Genomic DNA, 17,639 nt, shown 5'->3' on the forward strand with positions numbered 1-17,639 from the left:
TGGGGGATAATTATGAAACAAACAGGCGACTTAAACCTCGTGAAAAAGATAAATAAAACGATCGTTTTGCATCACATCCGCACGGATTCGCCGATCTCACGCGCTAAAATCGCTGAGATTACAGGGCTGACGAAAGCGACGGTATCTAGTCTTGTGAATGAGCTGATCGAAAGCTCCCTCGTCCAGGAGATCGGCGCTGGAGAATCGAGCGGCGGGCGCAAGCCGATGATGCTTCTTTTTAATGGCATGGCAGGATATGCGATTGGCGTTGATCTTGGTGTGCATGATATGTTGGCTGTTCTCACCGACTTAACGGGTAAAGTGATTCGGGAAAACCGCATCCAGCATCACAATGAATCTGTCGAGCAGGTTACGCACTTACTCAAAACGACGATCCGTGAGTTGATTGAAACGGCGCCAGAAAGCGTTTATGGTGTGATTGGCATCGGCCTTGGCGTGCCAGGTATCGTAGATGAGGAGGGGAATTTGTTGTTTGCCCCGAATCTGGGCTGGGAGAATGTGCCGCTGCAGAGTCAGCTAGAAGCTGAATTTGGACTTCCTGTTGTGATTGATAATGAAGCGAACGCTGGGGCAGTGGGCGAGAAACAGTTCGGTGCAGGGAAAGATACTGCGAATCTCATCTATGTATCTATCGGTATGGGGATCGGTGCGGGCATTATTATCAAAAACGAGCTGTATCGCGGGGCGACGGGTTTCTCCGGCGAGATTGGCCACATCTCGATTCAGCATGATGGTCCGAAGTGCCGCTGCGGCAGCTTAGGTTGTTGGGAGCTATACGCATCGGAGCATGCCTTATTGGAACAAGCAGGGAGAGAGCTAGGGCGCGAAGTCGACCTAAAAAGTCTGCTTAGCAAAGCCGAAAGCGGAGATGCAGGGGTCATCAAGCTTTTTGAACGGCTGGGCTATTACCTCGGGGTCGGTGTTGTGAACATCATTAACGGATATAATCCGGAATTTATCATTCTTGGAGGCCGGTTGGCCGGTGGCGAGAAGTGGCTGATGAAGCCGCTTTTGGATCTGCTAGAGAAGCGATCATTACCGCATCCGCGCAAGCAGTTGAAGGTGGAATTTTCGGAGCTTCGTGATCGATCTACTGTGCTTGGTGCGGCGTCTTTTGCGGTGACGAAGTTCTTTGCTTCGACAACCGTGTCGGTGGAACGGAACTAATCAAGTGAAAAATGAGGAAAAAATGACATAACATAACATGTAAAGTTATTGACTGATTCTCTGTCTATTTTGTAAAATGGGAAAGGTCTGGTTTAGAACATGAACGGCCTCATGAATCCCATATAGAAAAGGACGGGAACCAACGATGTTTCTTCGTTCACTTATCATTTGCTGTTATCTGATGGGAGCTTATTGGGCATCCTATCACTTTCCATCGATGAAGATGGTTTTCTACCCAACGCTGGGCGCATTTAGTTTTCTATTCATGCATCGTGTAGACAACATAAGAGAAATACGTCGCATTATTATCGGAGCCATTATTGCGGTTACGATGGGCAGTATTTTTTATACCATTAGCACGGGAGCCGTTTCCTTTTTCCTAACAGCCCTTGTGACGATTACGTTAATTCAATTTTTCAAATGGAATGCGGCGCCAATCTTAGCGGTTTCATTCATCCCTTATTTCGCTCATCCAGTCTCCATGTGGGCATTGCCGATTGCGGTTCTCGTGTCGCTTACAGGTTTACTGGTATCCATTTGGCTGATTGGCAAGGTCGAGCAGTTGAATTGGTACGTGAGCTTATCGGGCAAAATAACACAAGCACGTCTGCAAATTCGGACTCCTTTTGAGTCCTTGAAAAAGGAAGTATAGTCGTTCAAGATATCCATAAAAGCGATCAGCCCCAAGCGTGCTGTCGCTTTTTCTCGTTAAAGGGGATACGAAGATGAAATTGCATAAAGGGGAAATCCTGTTCCGCCAAGGCGAGATGGGTTTACTATTCAAGCTGCATTCGGGACTGTTGAAAATTGTCCGTTCACATGAAGATGGTAACACGGCACTTGTGAATATCATTGTACCTGGTGAGACAATTCCGCATCACTCGCTAATTAGTCCAAGTGCCTACTATGCAACGGCGATCGCACTCGTGACAAGTGAGGTTGAAGTGCTGCCTGCGGACCGCTGGTACGAGGATTTGGAAAACAATCCAGACCACTTTCGCACCATTGCGCGCCAATTACAGGAGAAGCTGCGCATGATGCAGCAGCGGATTGATCAGCTAACAGCAGTTGCTCCAGCGGCTAAATTGTTGAAAATGGAGGCATGGTTTGCGCAGTATATCGGTACTTTGAAGTTGACCGACGTGCTAACCCAAGAGGAAATAGGGCAGTTCATTGGGCTTCGCCGAGAAACGGTGAATCGGTTGTTGCGTGAAAGAGGGAAAAAGTAAGTATAGAACCGGGAGGTATCAGGGAATGAGTGCTAGGGCTAATCTTCGGTCAAACGAAAGGGAAGGGACAATCTCAAACAAATGAACCGCAGAACTTCCGGCAGATAGAGTGCTGACCCTCCAACAAATGGACCGCACACCCTCCAGCAAATGCCCCCACACATTCCGACAAATGGGCCGCTCACCCTTCAACCAATAGACCGCTCACCCTCCAACCAATAGACCGCTCCGCCCTTCAACAAATTAGATGGATTTTATGCTGTTATATTAGTGGAGTCTAGCGCGAAAAGAGGAATAGCTGGATTATATGTAGTTATTTTCAGCGATTTCTCTCCAGTTTGTGATAAGTAGCGAAATTACCTGTATAAAATCCAGTTAAGTATCATTTTCGCTAAAAATGATTTGAATTAGATGGAGAAATTCCAGTTATTTGGATTTTCATTCCTAGGGAGAAATTTCCGGCACTACTCCAGATGCCCTTCAAATCAAAACGGCCCTGTCGCATTATGCAAACAGAGCCGTTTTTCATAGGGGTCCAACTAGGAAAGAGCACCGGAAGGTCCGAAGAATTCGTAATGACGGTCTGATTCAGGAACACCCCACGCGATGAGCGATTGGTTCACGGCTTTCATGAACGGCAGAGGTCCACAGAAGTAAAAGCTGCCATCCACAGATGGAACAAGGCTTTGGATCCATGGGAGATCTACGTAGCCCTCTTTGTGGTAAGACTGCTCACGGGTATCGGCAGCTGTCGGTTGCGCGTAACACCAAGCAAGTGTGACTTGAGGATGCTCTTCAGCCAGCTGTTCGATCTCTTTGCGAAGCGCGTGATGTCCCCCATTTTGAGCAGCATGGATAAAAGTAACCTTTCGATTTGGCTGCGTGGTGACGAGTGAATGCAGCATACTCACCATAGGGGTGAGTCCGACACCGCCGCTAAGAAGCGTAACAGGTCGTGTATCCGTTTGATCTAATGTAAAGTCACCTGCTGGCGCGGAGAGCCATAGAACATCTCCCTCTTGAACGTGATTGTGCAAAAAGACGGAAACTTTGCCCGCAGGCACAGCTGGATTGGTGTTTTCGCGTTTAACCGAGATTCGGTAGAACGGTTGTCCAGAAGCATGAGAGAGGCTGTATTGACGAATATGTGTGTAGGCATCGCCGGGTATTTGGACACGAACACTGACATACTGTCCAGCTTCGAATGCAGCAATCGGACCATGATCCTGCGGCGTTAGGTAAAAGGAGGTAATGACGTCGCTTTCTCTGTCTTTGCGGGCGATGACAAAGGATCTGAAATCGGACCATCCTCCAGGCTGCAGAGCGGAATTGGTATACATATCCGACTCAATGCCAATGAATGCACTGGCAATGACCCCATAGGCTTCAGCCCATGCCCCGAGAATCTCATCTGTCGCTGCATCGCCCAGTACATCTTTAATTGCGCCTAGCAAATGTTGCCCAACGATGGGATATTGTTCGGGTTTGACGCCAAGACTGCGATGTTTATGAGCAATTTGTTTAACAGCTGGCAGGATCATTTCCAATCGATCGATATGCTTCGCTGCCGCATAAACAGCATTCGCTAGAGCTGTCTGCTGTCGGCCTTGCTTTTGATTGGCGTGATTGAATAGATGTAAAAGCTCAGGGTGAGATGTGAACAACTTGTCGTAGAAACGTTTGGTTATCGCAACACCATGAACTTCTAATACAGGCACGGTGGATTTAATGATTCGGATGGTTTGTTCGCTTAGCATGTCGGATCATCTCATTTCCAGTAGAATGACTTGATGCTTTCAGTATAGCGAATAAGTGGAGGGAACCCCTGTGATTAGAATCACAGGGAATCGCAACAAAGTGTGTCTATGGGCAGAGGCAAGGATACACGGTATACTGGAACTATCATCCAAAAGAGGAGGCGGCCTATGCCCGATTGGTCGTATCATACGTTATTTAAACCGCTGCTTTTCCAGTTTAGCGGGTGGAGGGCAAGAGATCTTACACTGCATGCGATTGGTGGGCTAAGTCGCATTCCTGGTGGGACCTTCGTGATCCGCACGATGGGCCACATGGAAATGTCGCCGCTGCTGGCGAGCGAGCTGGCAGGCGTGCCGATTGCTTGCCCCGTCGGCCTCAGCGGCGGTCTTGACCCGCACGGCACGGCGCACAAGGCCCTCGCCCAGTTCGGGCTCGGGTTCATCGAGCTCGGACCCGTGACGGTCCGAGCTGTTAATAGCCATGCATCGATTACTCGCATGGCGGAAGAGGAAGCCATCGTTTACGCCGATGGCTACGAGAACGACGGCGCGCACGTGATCGCTGCGCGCCTGCGCAAGGGCGTGGGGCATCGACTGCCGCACTTCGTGCGGCTGCGACCGATGCCGGGGAGTTCGCCGCGCGAAGCGCTAGATGAGCAGCGGGAGCTGCTGCTCAAGCTGGCGCCGTACGCGGCGGGGTTCACCCTCGATGGCCTAGCCGAAGGCTGGCCATTAGATGAGGCTTTGGCGTACCTCGCGGAGGTACGCCAGCTTGCGGAGGCAGCGGCACCGGGGAAGCCGCTGCTTGTGTATGTACCGCAGGAGCTCCCGGTGGGGGAGCTGCGGGCGATCCTTGACACCGCGCGCAGCTTCAGCGGTGTCGTCCTCGGCGACGCGCAGCGGGAGCCGGGCACTCGCCGCGAGCGCGTGGGCGGCGGCGCTTCGTTGCTCAGCGCGCAGCTGAGCAAGGTCCGGTTGCTGCGCGAGTCGCTGGGCGAGCGCAGCGCGGTTGTGGCGGCCGGCGGCGTGCATCAGCCGGAGGACGCGCGCGCGCTGCTGGCAGCAGGAGCGACGAGCGTCATACTGCACAGCGGGCTCGTCTACGCGGGGCCAGGGCTGCCGAAGCGGATCAACGAAGCGATCCTGTATGATCGCATCACAGCTTCTGTGGCCTTCACGGACGCTGAGGCTTTGCCGTACGAAGGCAGTGTTGACGCTAACGAGCAGGATTCCAATGCCAAAACTGCTGTTGATAAATCTTCCGTCCCTTCGACGGCTCCCCAGCATGGGGAGATCTCTTCCTTTCCACCCACCCCTTCCTTTTGGGCGAATTGGGGATGGATGAGCCTGCTGGGATTAGGGATGATCATTGGCGGTGTGCTCGCGTGGTTGATCGCAGCGACAACGGTGCTGTTGCCTTATGATGAGGACTTTTTGGGCAAATCACGCAGTGAAATTATCCATTTCAATAAACATTTACTCCATTTCATGTCTCATGATCGCATTACCTTAGCGGGTACGATGATCTCCATTGGCATTTTCTATTATCAGCTAGCGCATCACGGTTTACGTTACGGGCTGCATTGGGCGCGAACGGCCGTCATATCCTCATGCGTTGTCGGCTTTAGTAGTTTCTTTTTGTATCTGGGTTACGGTTATTTTGATCCACTTCATGCGGCTGTAGCGGTAGTTTTGCTGCCTATGCTGCTGCTGACGCTGCGTGGGTTGAAGGATCATCCGTCTCGCAAACCGCCAGGGCTACGAAATGATCGAGTTTGGCTAAGAGCGCAATGGGGGCAGTGTTGCTTCGTGATACTTGGCTTTGGTCTGGGAATCGGGGGACTTACAATATCCTTTGTCGGTATAACGGAGGTATTCGTCCCAAGCGATTTGGCCTATTTAGGCGTAACTTCTTCACAATTGTCAGCTTGGAGTGAGACCATTATTCCGCTTATTGCACATGATCGTGCGGGCTTTGGCGGTGCTTTGTTTTCCTTGGCAGTAGCGATAACTGCTTCGGCGCTTTGGGGGGTCAATCAAGGTGAGGGCTGGTTATGGTGGACATTCCTCTGGGGTGGGCTGCCCGGCTTTGCTGCAGGGCTTTTGGTTCACGCACATATTGGCTACACGGACTTTGTACATTTATTGCCTGTTTACATAGCGGTGGTGCTATATGTTGGCGGGTTATATTTAACTTATCCCTTTTTGGTAGGAAAAGGGGGCACTAGTGTTACATTAGCTAGATCCTAATTTCGAACTGTAAAGATGTGTGAGCCTTCAAATGTCCACGTGAGTGGCGTTGGAGGCTTATTTGCTATATTGAGGGGGAGAGTGCTACTTGCCGGCTTGTCTTGCTTGTGGATTCTAATTTTCTATCCACCACCTATCACCCACCTATCTAACGGACACTAGCGACCTTATTCCGCAGAAAAGAAGCCATTCTTCAACGTAACGGACGCCAGCGACGTTATTTGATCATTTTGTGTGATTAGCATGTGCAATTAAAGCAAATAGCGGCACTCATGTCCGTTAGCCTTGTTAAGGGGCACTTTTGAACCAATTAGCGTCTTCTGTGTCCGTTAATCAGCCCAACTCCTGCTAATAAAGAAGTCGTCAACTCTACCGAGCTGAGCAGCCAATCCAAAAAGTAAAAACTGTCCCCCAAGATCCATTCATCTTGGGGGACAGCTCCCTATTAAAACGTATGGGCCAATTCCTTCGCCTTACTAATCGCATCCGCCTTGATTTGCTCCGCTTTATCGGGGAATTGGTTATGCCCCTCTACGAACAAACCTTGTGTCTCTGTAATACCAAAGAACGCCATAATAATGCTGATATACCGATGACCCGATTCCATGCCGGCCGCTGGCCCTTCTGAATAGACACCACCACGTGCTTGGATATGCAGTGCTTTTTTGCCAGAAAGTAAGCCAACAGGGCCAGCTTCGGTGTACTTGAACGTTTTGCCAGCTACGCAAAGAGCATCCAGATAGGCTTTCATCACAGGAGGGAACGAGAAATTCCACATCGGCGTAACGAATACGTATTTGTCTGCGGCAATGAACTGCTCGGTGAGTTCACTGATTCGTCCTACCTTGGCGCTCTCATCGCTAGTTAAGGAGGAGAAGTCCTGTCCACTGCGCAGCTTACCCCATCCGCTGAACACGTCCGCATCAATATGCGGCACTTGGACACGATACAAATCAATAGGTATCACTTCGTCATTGGGGTTCGCTTCGCGATAGGCATCGATGAAAGCTTTACCTACGGCCATACTGTAAGACGTTTGATGATCATGAGGATGTGCAGTAATATGCAGAACAGTTGCCAAAGTGATCAATCCTTTCGGGTATGCAGTCTATGAAATCCTCTTCTAATTTGTATTAAAAGCATTTCAAATATGCTGGTAGGTAATGGGAAAGCTGTAGCATGCCGTAAAGCGAGTTCCTTTCCACAAAGATTTGGTTACAGAACTACCTATTTACATTGAGCCTTGGCGGCTTTTGAGTTATGATGGGAGACGATGTTTTTATTTGAATCTTCCTATAAGAGATTAACTAAATTTAGATAAAGTGAGATGACGGATGATGACGAAACCTAAAGATGTAAACTATAGCATGCCGGCAGAGTGGACAGAGCACGAGCGGACTTTCATTTCTTGGCCGGTTCAAGCGTCGATGGTTTACCCAGAGGATCACGCGGTCGTGTCCCAAGGGTATGCGGATTTGGCTAAGGCGATTGCCGAATTTGAGCCTGTAACCGTGATTGTTAACCCTTCCGATGCAGAGCAAGTGAAAGCGATGTTCACCGAATCTAATGTGGATTTCCTTGAGATCCAGCATAATGACGCTTGGTTCCGCGACAACGGTCCAACCTTCGTCTTGAACGAGCAGCAAGAAATCGCCGCAGTTAACTGGAAATTCAACGCATGGGGCGGCAAGTATGCGCCTTGGGATCTTGATGATAACGTAGCTCCACAAATCGCAGAGCATCATGGTGTGAAACGGTTTGACGCTCCGCTCGTCATGGAGGGCGGTTCCATCCACGTGGATGGGGAAGGTACGCTTTTGACCACAGAAGAATGTCTACTGAACACGAATCGCAACCCGGATCTGAGCCGCGAGGAGATTGAGGAGCATGTCCGCAATTTCGTGAACGTGGAGAAGATCATCTGGTTGAACAAAGGGCTCGACGGCGACGAGACGGACGGTCACGTTGATAATATTGCTTGCTTCGCTGCTCCAGGCAAAATCATTCTGCAAGTCTGCAACGATCCTTCGGATGCCAACTATGCGATTACGCAGGAGAATTTGGAAATTCTCCGCAGCGCGACAGATGCGAAAGGCCGATCTTTCGAGATTATTCAGATCGAGCAACCACCGCTGACGTTCTTTGAAGAGCAGCGCTTGACGCTTAGCTATTTGAACTTCTATTTTGTGAACGGCGGCATTATTTTGCCGGTATTTGGTGGTACTTCGGAAGAGACAGATCGCAAGGCGATTGAAGTGCTTCAAGCGACATTCCCAGAACGTCGAATCCGTACAATTAACGGCATGTCTATTATCAAAGAAGGCGGCAATGTTCACTGCACGACGCAGCAAATGCCAGCCAGCAAGAAAGGGTGATTTTACGTGAGAAAAGTGACTGTAGCAGCCACACAAATGAGCTGTTCCGATAATATAGAAGAAAACATCGCCAAAGCAGAGAAATTGGTGCGTGAAGCCGCGGCGAAGGGTGCGCAAGTGATTTTGATTCAAGAGTTGTTTGAAACACCGTATTTCTGCCAAAAAGAAAAGTCCGATTACTATCGCTTCGCAACGGAGCTGGAAACGAACAAAGCGATCAATCACTTCCGTGAGATTGCGAAGGAGCTGGCCGTTGTATTGCCAATCAGCTTCTATGAGAAAAAGAACTACGCGCGCTACAATTCGCTTGCTGTCATTGATGCCGATGGTTCTGTTCTCGGCACGTACCGCAAAAGCCACATCCCTGACGGTCCAGGGTATGAGGAGAAGTTCTATTTTAACCCAGGAGATACAGGGTTCAAGGTCTGGAAAACCCGCTACGCCAAAATCGGCGTCGGCGTTTGTTGGGACCAGTGGTACCCAGAAGCTGCACGCGTAATGGCGCTGATGGGGGCGGAACTGTTGTTCTACCCGACAGCTATTGGCTCAGAGCCGCAGGATGGTTCCATAGATTCGAAGGATCACTGGCAAATGTGCATGCGCGGTCACGCGGCTTGCAACTTGATGCCGGTAATTGCATCGAACCGTATCGGGAAGGAAGAAGATGAGGATTCCAGCATCAACTTCTATGGTTCGTCTTTCATTGCAGGCCCGCAGGGCAATCTGATTGAGGAAGCTGGGCGTGACGAGGAAACGGTTCTCGTTGCCGAGTTCGACTTGGATCAGTTGGAGATCCAGCGTATCGAATGGGGGATTTTCCGCGATCGTCGTCCGGATCTATACAAGAAAATCGCTACGTATGACGGTGAGCAGGTGTTCTAAGCGTGTGGCTGATTCCCTTACTTAAGGGCCTGTTATTAGGCTTTTCCATCGCGGCACCAGTTGGCCCTATCGGGATCCTATGTATGCGCAGAACCTTGACGCTTGGCCGATTGCATGGCTTTCTATCTGGACTAGGCGCCGCTACGGCAGATGCCATTTATGGCTTCATCGCTGGGTTCGGTTTGACGTTGATTACTAGCTTTTTGTTAGATCAAAAGGTGATCCTGCAGTTGGTTGGCGGTCTTTTCCTTATCTATCTGGGCGTGCAAACATTTCGCTCCAAGCCTGCGGTTGAGGCAGCCAAAGCAAGTGGGGACACGCTGTTTAAATCGTATGCGTCGACCCTGCTGCTCACCATTACGAATCCGATGACGATCATGTCGTTCGTCGGTGCATTTGCGGGGCTCGGGCTGGGCGATAGCGCGGATGCAGGCTTTACGCCTGCGATCGCCTTGGTGGTCGGTGTGTTTGCGGGCTCGGCATTATGGTGGCTGCTGCTCAGTTTGTTGATTGGATTGTTGCGGGAGCGGCTCAAAGGAGCGGCGTTCCTGTGGATTAATCGCGTCTCTGGTGCGATGTTATCGGTATTTGGTTTGTTTGCAATCATGGGGCTACTCTTCCGGGGGTAGCTTTTTTGGCATGTTATGGAACGTAACATAGCACCTTATTTTTTCAATCGTATTTGTCGATATATATAAAATAGCCCGCGAAATTTGTCGATTGTTGACCTCTTAGATGACTACTTAGATGAGAAAAAGACTTTCTTGAATTCAATGGCAATGGAACGATGCACGTAGGTAGCGGCTAGAATTCAAAAGAAGAAAGAAGGGGTCTTTTATGATTAAAAATTGGTCTTTAAAAACGAAACTACTATCTGGCATGCTTTTAGTTATTTTATTATTTACAATTGCTGCAGGGAACAATTACTTTAAACTGTCTCAAGTCCAAAGTGCATTGGATCAGGAAACGGAACGCAATGCGGAGGTCAAGGCTGCTTACGAGCTTAAGAATTATGTAGGTATCTTATACAGTAATCAAGCGGATGTCATTATCAATCAAAGTGATGAAGCTGCTAAAGCGTACAAGGAAAACGAGGTGAAATTCAGAGAATACCTCGAGTTCATTGCGCTAAGATCGGACAGCCAGAAGGAAGTAGAGTTAGCTGCAAGTTTGCGAACCGCCAGCGAGGGGTTTATCAAATCATTTGATGTGGTCAAGGACATTAATAAAAAAGACAGTAAACTAACGGCTGCGCAGCTTCGCGATGAAAATAAGAAGGCAGATGATCAGACCGACCAATTCAAACAAACGATCTATACCGTGGCAGATCAATACATTAACAGCTTCAATCAAGAATCTAAGGAGTCAACAGATCATTTAATTGAGGAAGTTCATTCCGTCAATTTTACACTCATAATATCCTGTATTATCGATGTTTTACTTGGCATAGGCATTGCACTGTTACTTAGCAGAATCATCATTAGACCTATCAATGTGTTGATGAATGTAGCACAAAGTATTGCTGGGGGAGATTTAACGCGCACGATTACGAGTCGGAGTAAGGATGAAGTAGGGAAATTAACCGATAGCTTCAGTCGAATGATTCTTAATTTGCAAGAGTTGATTAGAGAGGTGAACGCAAGCTCACAGGATGTAGCCGTTTCCTCAAAGCAGCTTTCGGCAAGCGCTGAAGAAACCTCGGCGGCTTCGAACGAGATTGCGACTTCGATCCAGGCCGTAGCGCGGGGGGCCGAAGCTCAGGGCTTAACTTCCAATGAAAGCGCTCGAGCCATGGAGGAAATGTCAATAGGCATACAACGGATTGCAGAAACGTCTTCTTCCGTGTCAGAGGTTTCCATGGATGCCTCCGAGAAAGCAAGGCATGGCAACGTATCTTTACAACAAGTTATTCGGCAGATGGAATCCATACGGGCGACAGTCGATCGTACAGCCTCCATGGTGCAGATGCTTGACCAGCAATCCATAGAAATCGGCAGCATTGTAAGTGTGATCTCCAGTATCGCGACGCAGACGAATCTGCTGGCACTCAATGCAGCTATTGAAGCGGCTCGTGCTGGGGAACATGGTCGGGGTTTTGCCGTCGTTGCCGGAGAGGTAAGGAAGCTAGCCGAACAATCAGGCAGCTCTGCCAATCAGATTATCGGGTTGATTGAACAAATCCAGCAGGGTACTCAGCTAGCTGTCGAGGCGATGAGTGAGGGAACCAAAGAAGTTCACACGGGGATCGTCGTCGTACATGAGGCGGGTGAGGCGTTTCAATTGATCCTGCAGGCCATCGATCAAGTGGCAGATCAGATCCGTGATGTTTCGGCAGTGGCTGAAGAGATGTCGGCAGGATCCGAAGAGGTGACGGCCTCGGTGATCGAATCGTCTACAATTGCACAGCAATCGGCCTTCGCTGCGCAGAATGTAGCGGGGAGCGCGGAGCAGCAGCTTGCAGCACTGCAAGAAGTTGCTGCATTCGCGAACGACTTGAACAGTATGTCACTGAGACTGCAGCAAGCCGTCGGTAAGTTCAAGATATAGAATGATTTTCCTTCATGAACGAACGAAGTAGATCATGATTAGAAAACCTACAGCGAAACTGCTGTGGGTTTTTCTCGCATTCGGCGAGTATAACGATTTATTTAAACGGGAAAAAGGAAATATCTAGATATTTGCCGAATTGAAATAGCGAATAAATTAGAGGAGGCCCCCTTACATGATTAACGATGTATTTACAGCAGCACGCACAGGCGATGTAAACCGAGTCAAGGATTTGCTGGACACGGATCTTTCGCTTGCCAATGCTGAGAACAGCGATGGCCTTACCCTTCTGGGATTTGCAGCGCATTTCGGTCAGAGCGAAGTGGTTCGGCTGCTTTTGGAAAATGGCGCTGATGTGAATGCCTTATCGCATTCTAAAGTTAGTTACATTCCGTCGAATACGGCACTGCACGCGGCTATTGCCGGTGAGCGGAGTTTAGAGGTCATACAATTGCTGCTCGCTCACCGTGCGAAGCCGACGATTATGGATAGCAATGGGCATACAAGCCTGCATGTGGCAGCCTTTCATAAGGATAGTGCGCAGATCATTGAGCTTTTGATCAACCAGGGTGCGGATGTGAATGCCAAATTAGAGGATGGCGTCTATGCGATCGATCTAGCCAAAGAGCAGGGTCATACTGCAGTAGTTGGCTTGTTGCGAGAGCACGGGGCTATTGGGTAATGGATCACGAAGAGTGAATAGAGGACATTCAGCTAACCGGCTAGCGGTTCAAAGAATGTCCTTTTTGGCTTGTAGTTTTTTATTGGCCGCAACTAAACGGTATAGACTAATGACCAGTAAGACAAGAACGGGTACATAGAGGATCAGCAAGGGATAAAAGAACGTATTTTTTATGTTTATCATGAAAACTGGGATTTGTGCGGCAGTAACCGCCGTAAATACACCAATGAGTCGTTTATTCCGTTCGATCATGGAGTCAATGTCAGTGAAAATTTCAGGCTTTGTATGCTGATACGTTTGTCTCCAGATATACCAGCCTGCGCCGCTGTAAATTTTATCCCAACCTGTGTCTTCAAAAATGCTAGCGTAGTTGGGATCCACCTTCGTTTGGTAATCTACGCAGTAGCTCATTTTGCGAGGAACACCTTTCTCAAAGTGAAAACGCAGGCCATTCCAATTTACACGTTGTAAATGCCAGCCTTGCGCCTCCATATCCTCCAACCATGCTGTAATTGTCTCCGATTGTGAACTGTCCCACCATTTAAACACCTTTTTGGTCTCATTCATATAAAGATCCCTCTACTTTCTTCGCATTTTCGTAAAGCTCTGTAATTCTGGCGATCTCCAGCTTGAGTAGTTCTTTACCAGAAGGGGTGATGCGGTACAGCTTACGACGCTCTTCTTCAGCTACAGCTTGAATCAAACGATCCTTCTCCATCCGAGATAAGCTGCCATAAATCGTGCCAGGACCGAGGTGAATTCGACCTTGTGTGAGCTCCTCCACCCACTGAATAATGCCATAACCATGCCGAGTTGTAGTCAGGGAAAGCAAAATGTAATAAGCCGGTTCAGACATCGGCAAGTACTGACGGTAGAGCTTCTCACTATCCATAAAGTCTCCTTTTTCTTATATCAGGTTATGTTGTATCATTCCTCGTTGTATCACGTCGTGATATATCATGAGATGAGTATATCACCGCGTGATATAGAGTGCAATAGGCATTTGCGAATTGACACTACCACTAATGTCATCGTTTATGATGAGCTTATAACCATATAAGGAGATGATTGCATGCTAGTATTAACTTTTCACTACAAACAAGGTATCCCCTTCGATGAAGCTTATTATCTGAATACACATGTTGCTATGTTATCCAAGAAGACAGTGCTTGAAATGGGGGCCACCAAGTATGAGGTCAAAAAGGTCCTATCCTCAGCAGATGGAACGACTCCGAGGTATTCGTTCATATTCAGCTTGTATTTTGAAACAAAAGAAGCTTTGGAGGCGTTTATCAGCGACCCTAAAGTTCAGGAATTGAAGGATGATGTTGCGAACTATTATGTCGGAGAGCAGGATATCTATATCGAGGAAGTTGTGGCTTCGTTCCAAGGGGAGTGAAGGAGATTAGGGTATTACGCATTTAGGCTGCCGTGCGAGGAAATGATATTTCCTCGGACATCAGGGCAGTCTGTTTTTTGTGCGAATCATAGGAATTTCCTATCGTTATAAGAAAATTTATTGTATTGAAGAATCAATGATCCCAATCTATACTGAACCCGAAAAGAAGTAGCGCGTGAAAGCTATTTTCTCAAGGGAGGCGTGCCGATTTCATGCTCGAGCAACCTGATTTGCTGGCTCAACGAGGGTTGAGCAATCCCCATTTTCTCAGCGGCACGGGTAAAATGAAGTTCTCGGCATACCGCCATAAAGTACTCTAATTGTTTAAGCTCCATCTTGGTAGGCCTCCGTTATTTGCGTAACATCATTCCTATATGATAGGTTTTAGCTATCATTATAAGCTGAATCATAAAGAAATAATAACTATATTTGGAGGTGACCTCAGATGAAATCTGTTGAAATTTTGTCGATCAATATCGGCAAGCCACAGCTAATCCCGTATAAAAACAAAGAAATTACCACAGGGATTCATAAGCAGCCAACTTATGAAACTTTATTTTTGTCATGGGAGAATTTCAAAGGGGATGGACAGGCTGATCTCGTTCATCACGGTGGTCGAGAAAAGGCCGTGTGTGTATATCCTTTTGAACATTATGCGTACTGGGAGCAAGAGTTGGGCCAGGCGCTGACCTATGGCGCATTTGGAGAAAATCTAACGATCCGTGGCTTAGTGGAGTCGGAGGTGTGCATCGGAGATATCTTTGAGTTGGGGGAAGCGATCGTTGAAGTGAGCCAACCTCGACAGCCTTGCTTCAAATTATCGGTCAAGTACGACAGGCCTGATATGCCGCTGATCGTGCAAGAAACCGGGTATACCGGCTTCTATTTCCGGGTACTGCGTGAAGGATTTGTAGACAAATCCGATAAATTGAAGCTGATCTTCGCGCATCCCCAAGCGATCACTGTGGCTTACGCCAACCGGATCATGCATCAGGAGAAAGATCATATTGCAGGCATCCGAAAGCTGCTTGAAGTCGATAAGCTGTCGGTGAGTTGGCGGGCAACGTTGCTGAAGAGGCTTGGAGGTCAGGAGACAGATACGCGAGAACGACTAACAGGCGGTACAAGTGTAACGACGGATGCTTCAGACGGCACTGCGAACGGAGCTTCCTGAGCTCGTCGTCCTTTGCTCTTTGAGCATAAATCGAATATTTATAAGCCCAAACACCAAGAAACACACCCAAGGAAGCCCTTGCCAGCCAAGCACATTTCCTAGATCATACAGATAGCCACCGCCTACGTTTCCGATAATAGCCCCGATGGAAAGCGCAAAGCTGTTAAAACCGAAATAGCTAGCAATCTGCTCATCCCCGGCATAATCGGAAACCATGGTATTCATCATGGGCTGTAGAAAAACCTGTCCAATCATGAAGGCGATAACCCCCGCATAAATCCCCCACATGGATCCCATCATTCCCATTGTAAATAAGCCCCCAGCAAGCAGCAAGGTGCCTAATGACATCACGCCGAAAGGCTGTAACCTCCTGTTGCCTAATTTAGAAAGTGGAACCTGCAGCAGGACCATAACGATAGCCCCAGAGCTGTAAATGAGTCCGATATTCGCATCCGAAGCGAGCTGATGAACACGAAACGGAACGGCAATGTATAACTGAGTGACCAGGGACCACGAGATCATCGTGAAGAGCATGAAGCGTCGGAAAGGGCGATTACTCCATACGTTTTGCATTTGAGACCAGATGCCTGTATATGCCTTGCGAGATTGTTCACTTTGGATAGCTGGCAAAAAGAAGAGACTAAAGAAAAAGGAAAATGCGAAAATAAGGGTAGCGGCCAAACTAACGTATTTGAAATGAAAGCCCATGAGTAAGGCACCCAGGACAGGACCCACGACGAATCCCATATTGCTTAACATTTCTCGAATGGCATAAATCGTGATCCGATTGCTCGAAGTCGATAACGCTGCATAATACGCATAACTAGCTGGGTTGAATAGTGATCCACCTAAGCCTGAGAAGAAGCAAGCGATGATAAAGCCTGGGATGCTGTCGACAAAGCCGAACATGCCGAATCCAAAGGTACGGATGAGCAAACCAATCAGAATCGTGCGCTTATAGCCAAGCTTGTCGGCCAAGGTACCGCAAAGGACGGAAAGACCTTGCTGGCTGAAGCTGCGGATAGCGGAGATGATACCAACCATGGTAACGGTCAGCAGGATGTCGTTTAATAAATAGGAAGCAAGCAGGGGGATCATCATATAAAATCCGACCGCCATACTGAAGGTATTCATAAACATGACCCAGAACGGCAGCCGAATGGAAGTAAGTTTACGTAGGGCTGAAATCATACGATGGCCTCATTTCATGCTGTAAGTTGTCGATTTCAACACCATACAGGATATGCTATGCGTTGTATAGGGCTTTCTTTAGATGGACTTGGGTAAAAGTTAGTTGAGGCTGCTTGAACCTATGATGGGGACAAAATCGTGACAGTAACTTCCAACGAATGGTAAAATAAGCGAGTGGTGTTCAACTTACGCCGCCCGATTATCATCGAACGGAGGTAGAATGCACATGCTAAACGTAGTTCGGCGAATGCCCAGATACGCTTTGGTGACAGGGATGCTCTTTGTTGTGCTTATCCTAGCCTATTCCACGATCTATGTGATAGAAAAGCCGGGAGGTATAGCAGATTGGGGGCTGTCCAAGGCGATGGGGCTTACAGAGACACTGCGTATCCCACTCGAACGAACGTCCGAGGAGGCAATCCGACAATTTCGAGGATCTTTCAATGAAGATAAATATAAAGTCATTTTTCGGAAGCATGTTCACGAAGGCGTTCTACAATTCAGCAAACGGCTGCAAGATCATAGCGGGACAGACTTGAAAGTAGAAATCGCAAAGAAATCATGGCTGGGGTGGAAATGGGCTTCTGGTGGTGGGTACTCTATTGGCGCAGATAAGATGGACACATCGTCGGATACTGCACTTTCCTATATGATGATGCCAATTCGGTTGGAAAAGCCCAGGGGGACATTCCTGTTATTTGGAGAAATTGGAGATACGTCTATCACACATATCGTTGTGAAGGGCGATAAAGCAGGGGCGAGGGAGTATGAAGCCGAGATTGTAAAGACTGATGAGGGTTATATCGTTTGGTATATCGTTTTGCCTGCTTCTGTCAGCGTACCTTTCGAATTGCAAGCGTACACGAATCAGAACGATCTGCGTGCCACGCTGATGATAACCAATGAGCGAGAGAATGGTTCGATCGGGCGATCGTCCATACACTAAATATACAAAGGGCTATTCC

17 protein-coding genes and 1 pseudogene are annotated in these 17,639 nt (G+C 48.3%); 12 read left to right on the top strand and 6 right to left on the bottom strand.

The window, feature by feature from the left end; genetic code table 11:
* Window positions 1–12: 12 nt before the first annotated feature.
* The 3 genes from ACSQ8O_RS32340 (at window position 13) to ACSQ8O_RS32350 (ending at window position 2,417) form a co-directional block, all read left to right on the top strand.
* Window positions 13–1,188, top strand: coding sequence for an ROK family transcriptional regulator (locus ACSQ8O_RS32340; RefSeq protein WP_056610941.1), 1,176 nt, complete (start codon window positions 13–15; stop codon window positions 1,186–1,188).
* 145 nt (window positions 1,189–1,333) lie between these two features.
* Complete coding sequence (locus ACSQ8O_RS32345; RefSeq protein WP_436245049.1) at window positions 1,334–1,840, top strand: hypothetical protein; 507 nt, start codon at window positions 1,334–1,336, stop codon at window positions 1,838–1,840.
* Window positions 1,841–1,913: 73 nt separating this feature from the next.
* A complete protein-coding gene (locus ACSQ8O_RS32350; protein WP_436245050.1) occupies window positions 1,914–2,417 on the top strand; it encodes a Crp/Fnr family transcriptional regulator in 504 nt (167 codons plus the stop codon).
* Window positions 2,418–2,956: 539 nt separating this feature from the next.
* On the opposite strand, the gene hmpA is transcribed toward ACSQ8O_RS32350, so the two are convergent.
* A complete protein-coding gene (hmpA, locus tag ACSQ8O_RS32355) occupies window positions 2,957–4,174 on the bottom strand; it encodes an NO-inducible flavohemoprotein (protein WP_436245051.1) in 1,218 nt (405 codons plus the stop codon).
* A gap of 318 nt (window positions 4,175–4,492) precedes the next feature.
* Between hmpA and ACSQ8O_RS32360 the strand changes: the two genes are divergently transcribed.
* Window positions 4,493–6,424, top strand: coding sequence for a hypothetical protein (locus ACSQ8O_RS32360; protein ID WP_436245200.1), 1,932 nt, complete (start codon window positions 4,493–4,495; stop codon window positions 6,422–6,424).
* Between the two features lie 445 nt (window positions 6,425–6,869).
* Here ACSQ8O_RS32360 and ACSQ8O_RS32365 read toward each other — a convergent pair whose 3' ends face one another.
* Window positions 6,870–7,505, bottom strand: coding sequence for an FMN-dependent NADH-azoreductase (locus ACSQ8O_RS32365; protein WP_056610925.1), 636 nt, complete (start codon window positions 7,503–7,505; stop codon window positions 6,870–6,872).
* Window positions 7,506–7,758: 253 nt separating this feature from the next.
* Between ACSQ8O_RS32365 and ACSQ8O_RS32370 the strand changes: the two genes are divergently transcribed.
* The 5 genes from ACSQ8O_RS32370 to ACSQ8O_RS32390 all read left to right on the top strand — a co-directional run bounded on the left by ACSQ8O_RS32370 (window position 7,759) and on the right by ACSQ8O_RS32390 (window position 12,910).
* On the top strand, window positions 7,759–8,799 hold the full coding sequence (locus ACSQ8O_RS32370) for an agmatine deiminase family protein (RefSeq protein WP_436245052.1): 1,041 nt from the start codon (window positions 7,759–7,761) through the stop codon (window positions 8,797–8,799).
* Window positions 8,800–8,805: 6 nt separating this feature from the next.
* Window positions 8,806–9,681 carry an N-carbamoylputrescine amidase gene (gene aguB, locus ACSQ8O_RS32375; protein ID WP_436245053.1) on the top strand — a complete coding sequence of 292 codons (876 nt, stop codon included), beginning with the start codon at window positions 8,806–8,808 and terminating at the stop codon, window positions 9,679–9,681.
* Window positions 9,682–9,683: 2 nt separating this feature from the next.
* Window positions 9,684–10,310: a LysE family translocator gene (locus tag ACSQ8O_RS32380; protein WP_436245054.1), complete on the top strand. Its 627-nt coding sequence runs from the start codon at window positions 9,684–9,686 to the stop codon at window positions 10,308–10,310.
* 208 nt (window positions 10,311–10,518) lie between these two features.
* On the top strand, window positions 10,519–12,228 hold the full coding sequence (locus ACSQ8O_RS32385; RefSeq protein WP_436245055.1) for a methyl-accepting chemotaxis protein: 1,710 nt from the start codon (window positions 10,519–10,521) through the stop codon (window positions 12,226–12,228).
* Between the two features lie 175 nt (window positions 12,229–12,403).
* Window positions 12,404–12,910, top strand: coding sequence for an ankyrin repeat domain-containing protein (locus ACSQ8O_RS32390; protein ID WP_436245056.1), 507 nt, complete (start codon window positions 12,404–12,406; stop codon window positions 12,908–12,910).
* Window positions 12,911–12,958: 48 nt separating this feature from the next.
* On the opposite strand, the gene ACSQ8O_RS32395 is transcribed toward ACSQ8O_RS32390, so the two are convergent.
* On the bottom strand, window positions 12,959–13,477 hold the full coding sequence (locus tag ACSQ8O_RS32395; protein ID WP_436245057.1) for a DUF2812 domain-containing protein: 519 nt from the start codon (window positions 13,475–13,477) through the stop codon (window positions 12,959–12,961).
* A complete protein-coding gene (locus ACSQ8O_RS32400) occupies window positions 13,470–13,802 on the bottom strand; it encodes a PadR family transcriptional regulator (RefSeq protein WP_436245058.1) in 333 nt (110 codons plus the stop codon). The genes ACSQ8O_RS32395 and ACSQ8O_RS32400 overlap by 8 nt, the downstream gene beginning before the upstream one ends.
* Before the next feature lie 180 nt (window positions 13,803–13,982).
* Here ACSQ8O_RS32400 and ACSQ8O_RS32405 point away from each other — a divergent pair, with 180 nt between their 5' ends.
* On the top strand, window positions 13,983–14,309 hold the full coding sequence (locus ACSQ8O_RS32405) for an EthD family reductase (RefSeq protein ID WP_436245059.1): 327 nt from the start codon (window positions 13,983–13,985) through the stop codon (window positions 14,307–14,309).
* 197 nt (window positions 14,310–14,506) lie between these two features.
* Here the strand turns inward: ACSQ8O_RS32405 and ACSQ8O_RS32410 are convergent.
* Window positions 14,507–14,644: pseudogene (locus ACSQ8O_RS32410) on the bottom strand (LysR family transcriptional regulator); the annotation flags it as partial.
* A gap of 110 nt (window positions 14,645–14,754) precedes the next feature.
* Here ACSQ8O_RS32410 and ACSQ8O_RS32415 point away from each other — a divergent pair.
* A complete protein-coding gene (locus ACSQ8O_RS32415; RefSeq protein WP_436245060.1) occupies window positions 14,755–15,483 on the top strand; it encodes an MOSC domain-containing protein in 729 nt (242 codons plus the stop codon).
* Here the strand turns inward: ACSQ8O_RS32415 and ACSQ8O_RS32420 are convergent.
* On the bottom strand, window positions 15,454–16,674 hold the full coding sequence (locus ACSQ8O_RS32420) for an MFS transporter (protein ID WP_436245061.1): 1,221 nt from the start codon (window positions 16,672–16,674) through the stop codon (window positions 15,454–15,456). The genes ACSQ8O_RS32415 and ACSQ8O_RS32420 overlap by 30 nt on opposite strands.
* A gap of 226 nt (window positions 16,675–16,900) precedes the next feature.
* Between ACSQ8O_RS32420 and ACSQ8O_RS32425 the strand changes: the two genes are divergently transcribed.
* A complete protein-coding gene (locus ACSQ8O_RS32425; protein ID WP_436245062.1) occupies window positions 16,901–17,620 on the top strand; it encodes a hypothetical protein in 720 nt (239 codons plus the stop codon).
* Window positions 17,621–17,639 lie beyond the last annotated feature (19 nt).

Origin of the sequence: Paenibacillus sp. LjRoot56 (genome assembly GCF_964253335.1) — a bacterium.
In the GTDB taxonomy this organism is placed as follows: Bacteria; Bacillota; Bacilli; order Paenibacillales; family NBRC-103111; genus Paenibacillus_E; species Paenibacillus_E allorhizoplanae.

Excerpts from the sequence above, each read along its gene's own strand:
- ACSQ8O_RS32415 (WP_436245060.1), top strand. The coding sequence starts at position 14,755 with ATGAAATCTGTTGAAATTTTGTCGATCAATATCGGCAAGCCACAGCTA.
- ACSQ8O_RS32425 (WP_436245062.1), top strand. The coding sequence starts at position 16,901 with ATGCTAAACGTAGTTCGGCGAATGCCCAGATACGCTTTGGTGACAGGG.
- ACSQ8O_RS32385 (WP_436245055.1), top strand. The coding sequence starts at position 10,519 with ATGATTAAAAATTGGTCTTTAAAAACGAAACTACTATCTGGCATGCTT.
- ACSQ8O_RS32360 (WP_436245200.1), top strand. The coding sequence starts at position 4,493 with ATGTCGCCGCTGCTGGCGAGCGAGCTGGCAGGCGTGCCGATTGCTTGC.
- ACSQ8O_RS32390 (WP_436245056.1), top strand. The coding sequence starts at position 12,404 with ATGATTAACGATGTATTTACAGCAGCACGCACAGGCGATGTAAACCGA.
- ACSQ8O_RS32345 (WP_436245049.1), top strand. The coding sequence starts at position 1,334 with ATGTTTCTTCGTTCACTTATCATTTGCTGTTATCTGATGGGAGCTTAT.
- ACSQ8O_RS32340 (WP_056610941.1), top strand. The coding sequence starts at position 13 with ATGAAACAAACAGGCGACTTAAACCTCGTGAAAAAGATAAATAAAACG.
- hmpA (WP_436245051.1), bottom strand. The coding sequence starts at position 4,174 with ATGCTAAGCGAACAAACCATCCGAATCATTAAATCCACCGTGCCTGTA.
- ACSQ8O_RS32400 (WP_436245058.1), bottom strand. The coding sequence starts at position 13,802 with ATGGATAGTGAGAAGCTCTACCGTCAGTACTTGCCGATGTCTGAACCG.
- ACSQ8O_RS32420 (WP_436245061.1), bottom strand. The coding sequence starts at position 16,674 with ATGATTTCAGCCCTACGTAAACTTACTTCCATTCGGCTGCCGTTCTGG.
- ACSQ8O_RS32370 (WP_436245052.1), top strand. The coding sequence starts at position 7,759 with ATGATGACGAAACCTAAAGATGTAAACTATAGCATGCCGGCAGAGTGG.
- ACSQ8O_RS32405 (WP_436245059.1), top strand. The coding sequence starts at position 13,983 with ATGCTAGTATTAACTTTTCACTACAAACAAGGTATCCCCTTCGATGAA.
- ACSQ8O_RS32395 (WP_436245057.1), bottom strand. The coding sequence starts at position 13,477 with ATGAATGAGACCAAAAAGGTGTTTAAATGGTGGGACAGTTCACAATCG.
- ACSQ8O_RS32350 (WP_436245050.1), top strand. The coding sequence starts at position 1,914 with ATGAAATTGCATAAAGGGGAAATCCTGTTCCGCCAAGGCGAGATGGGT.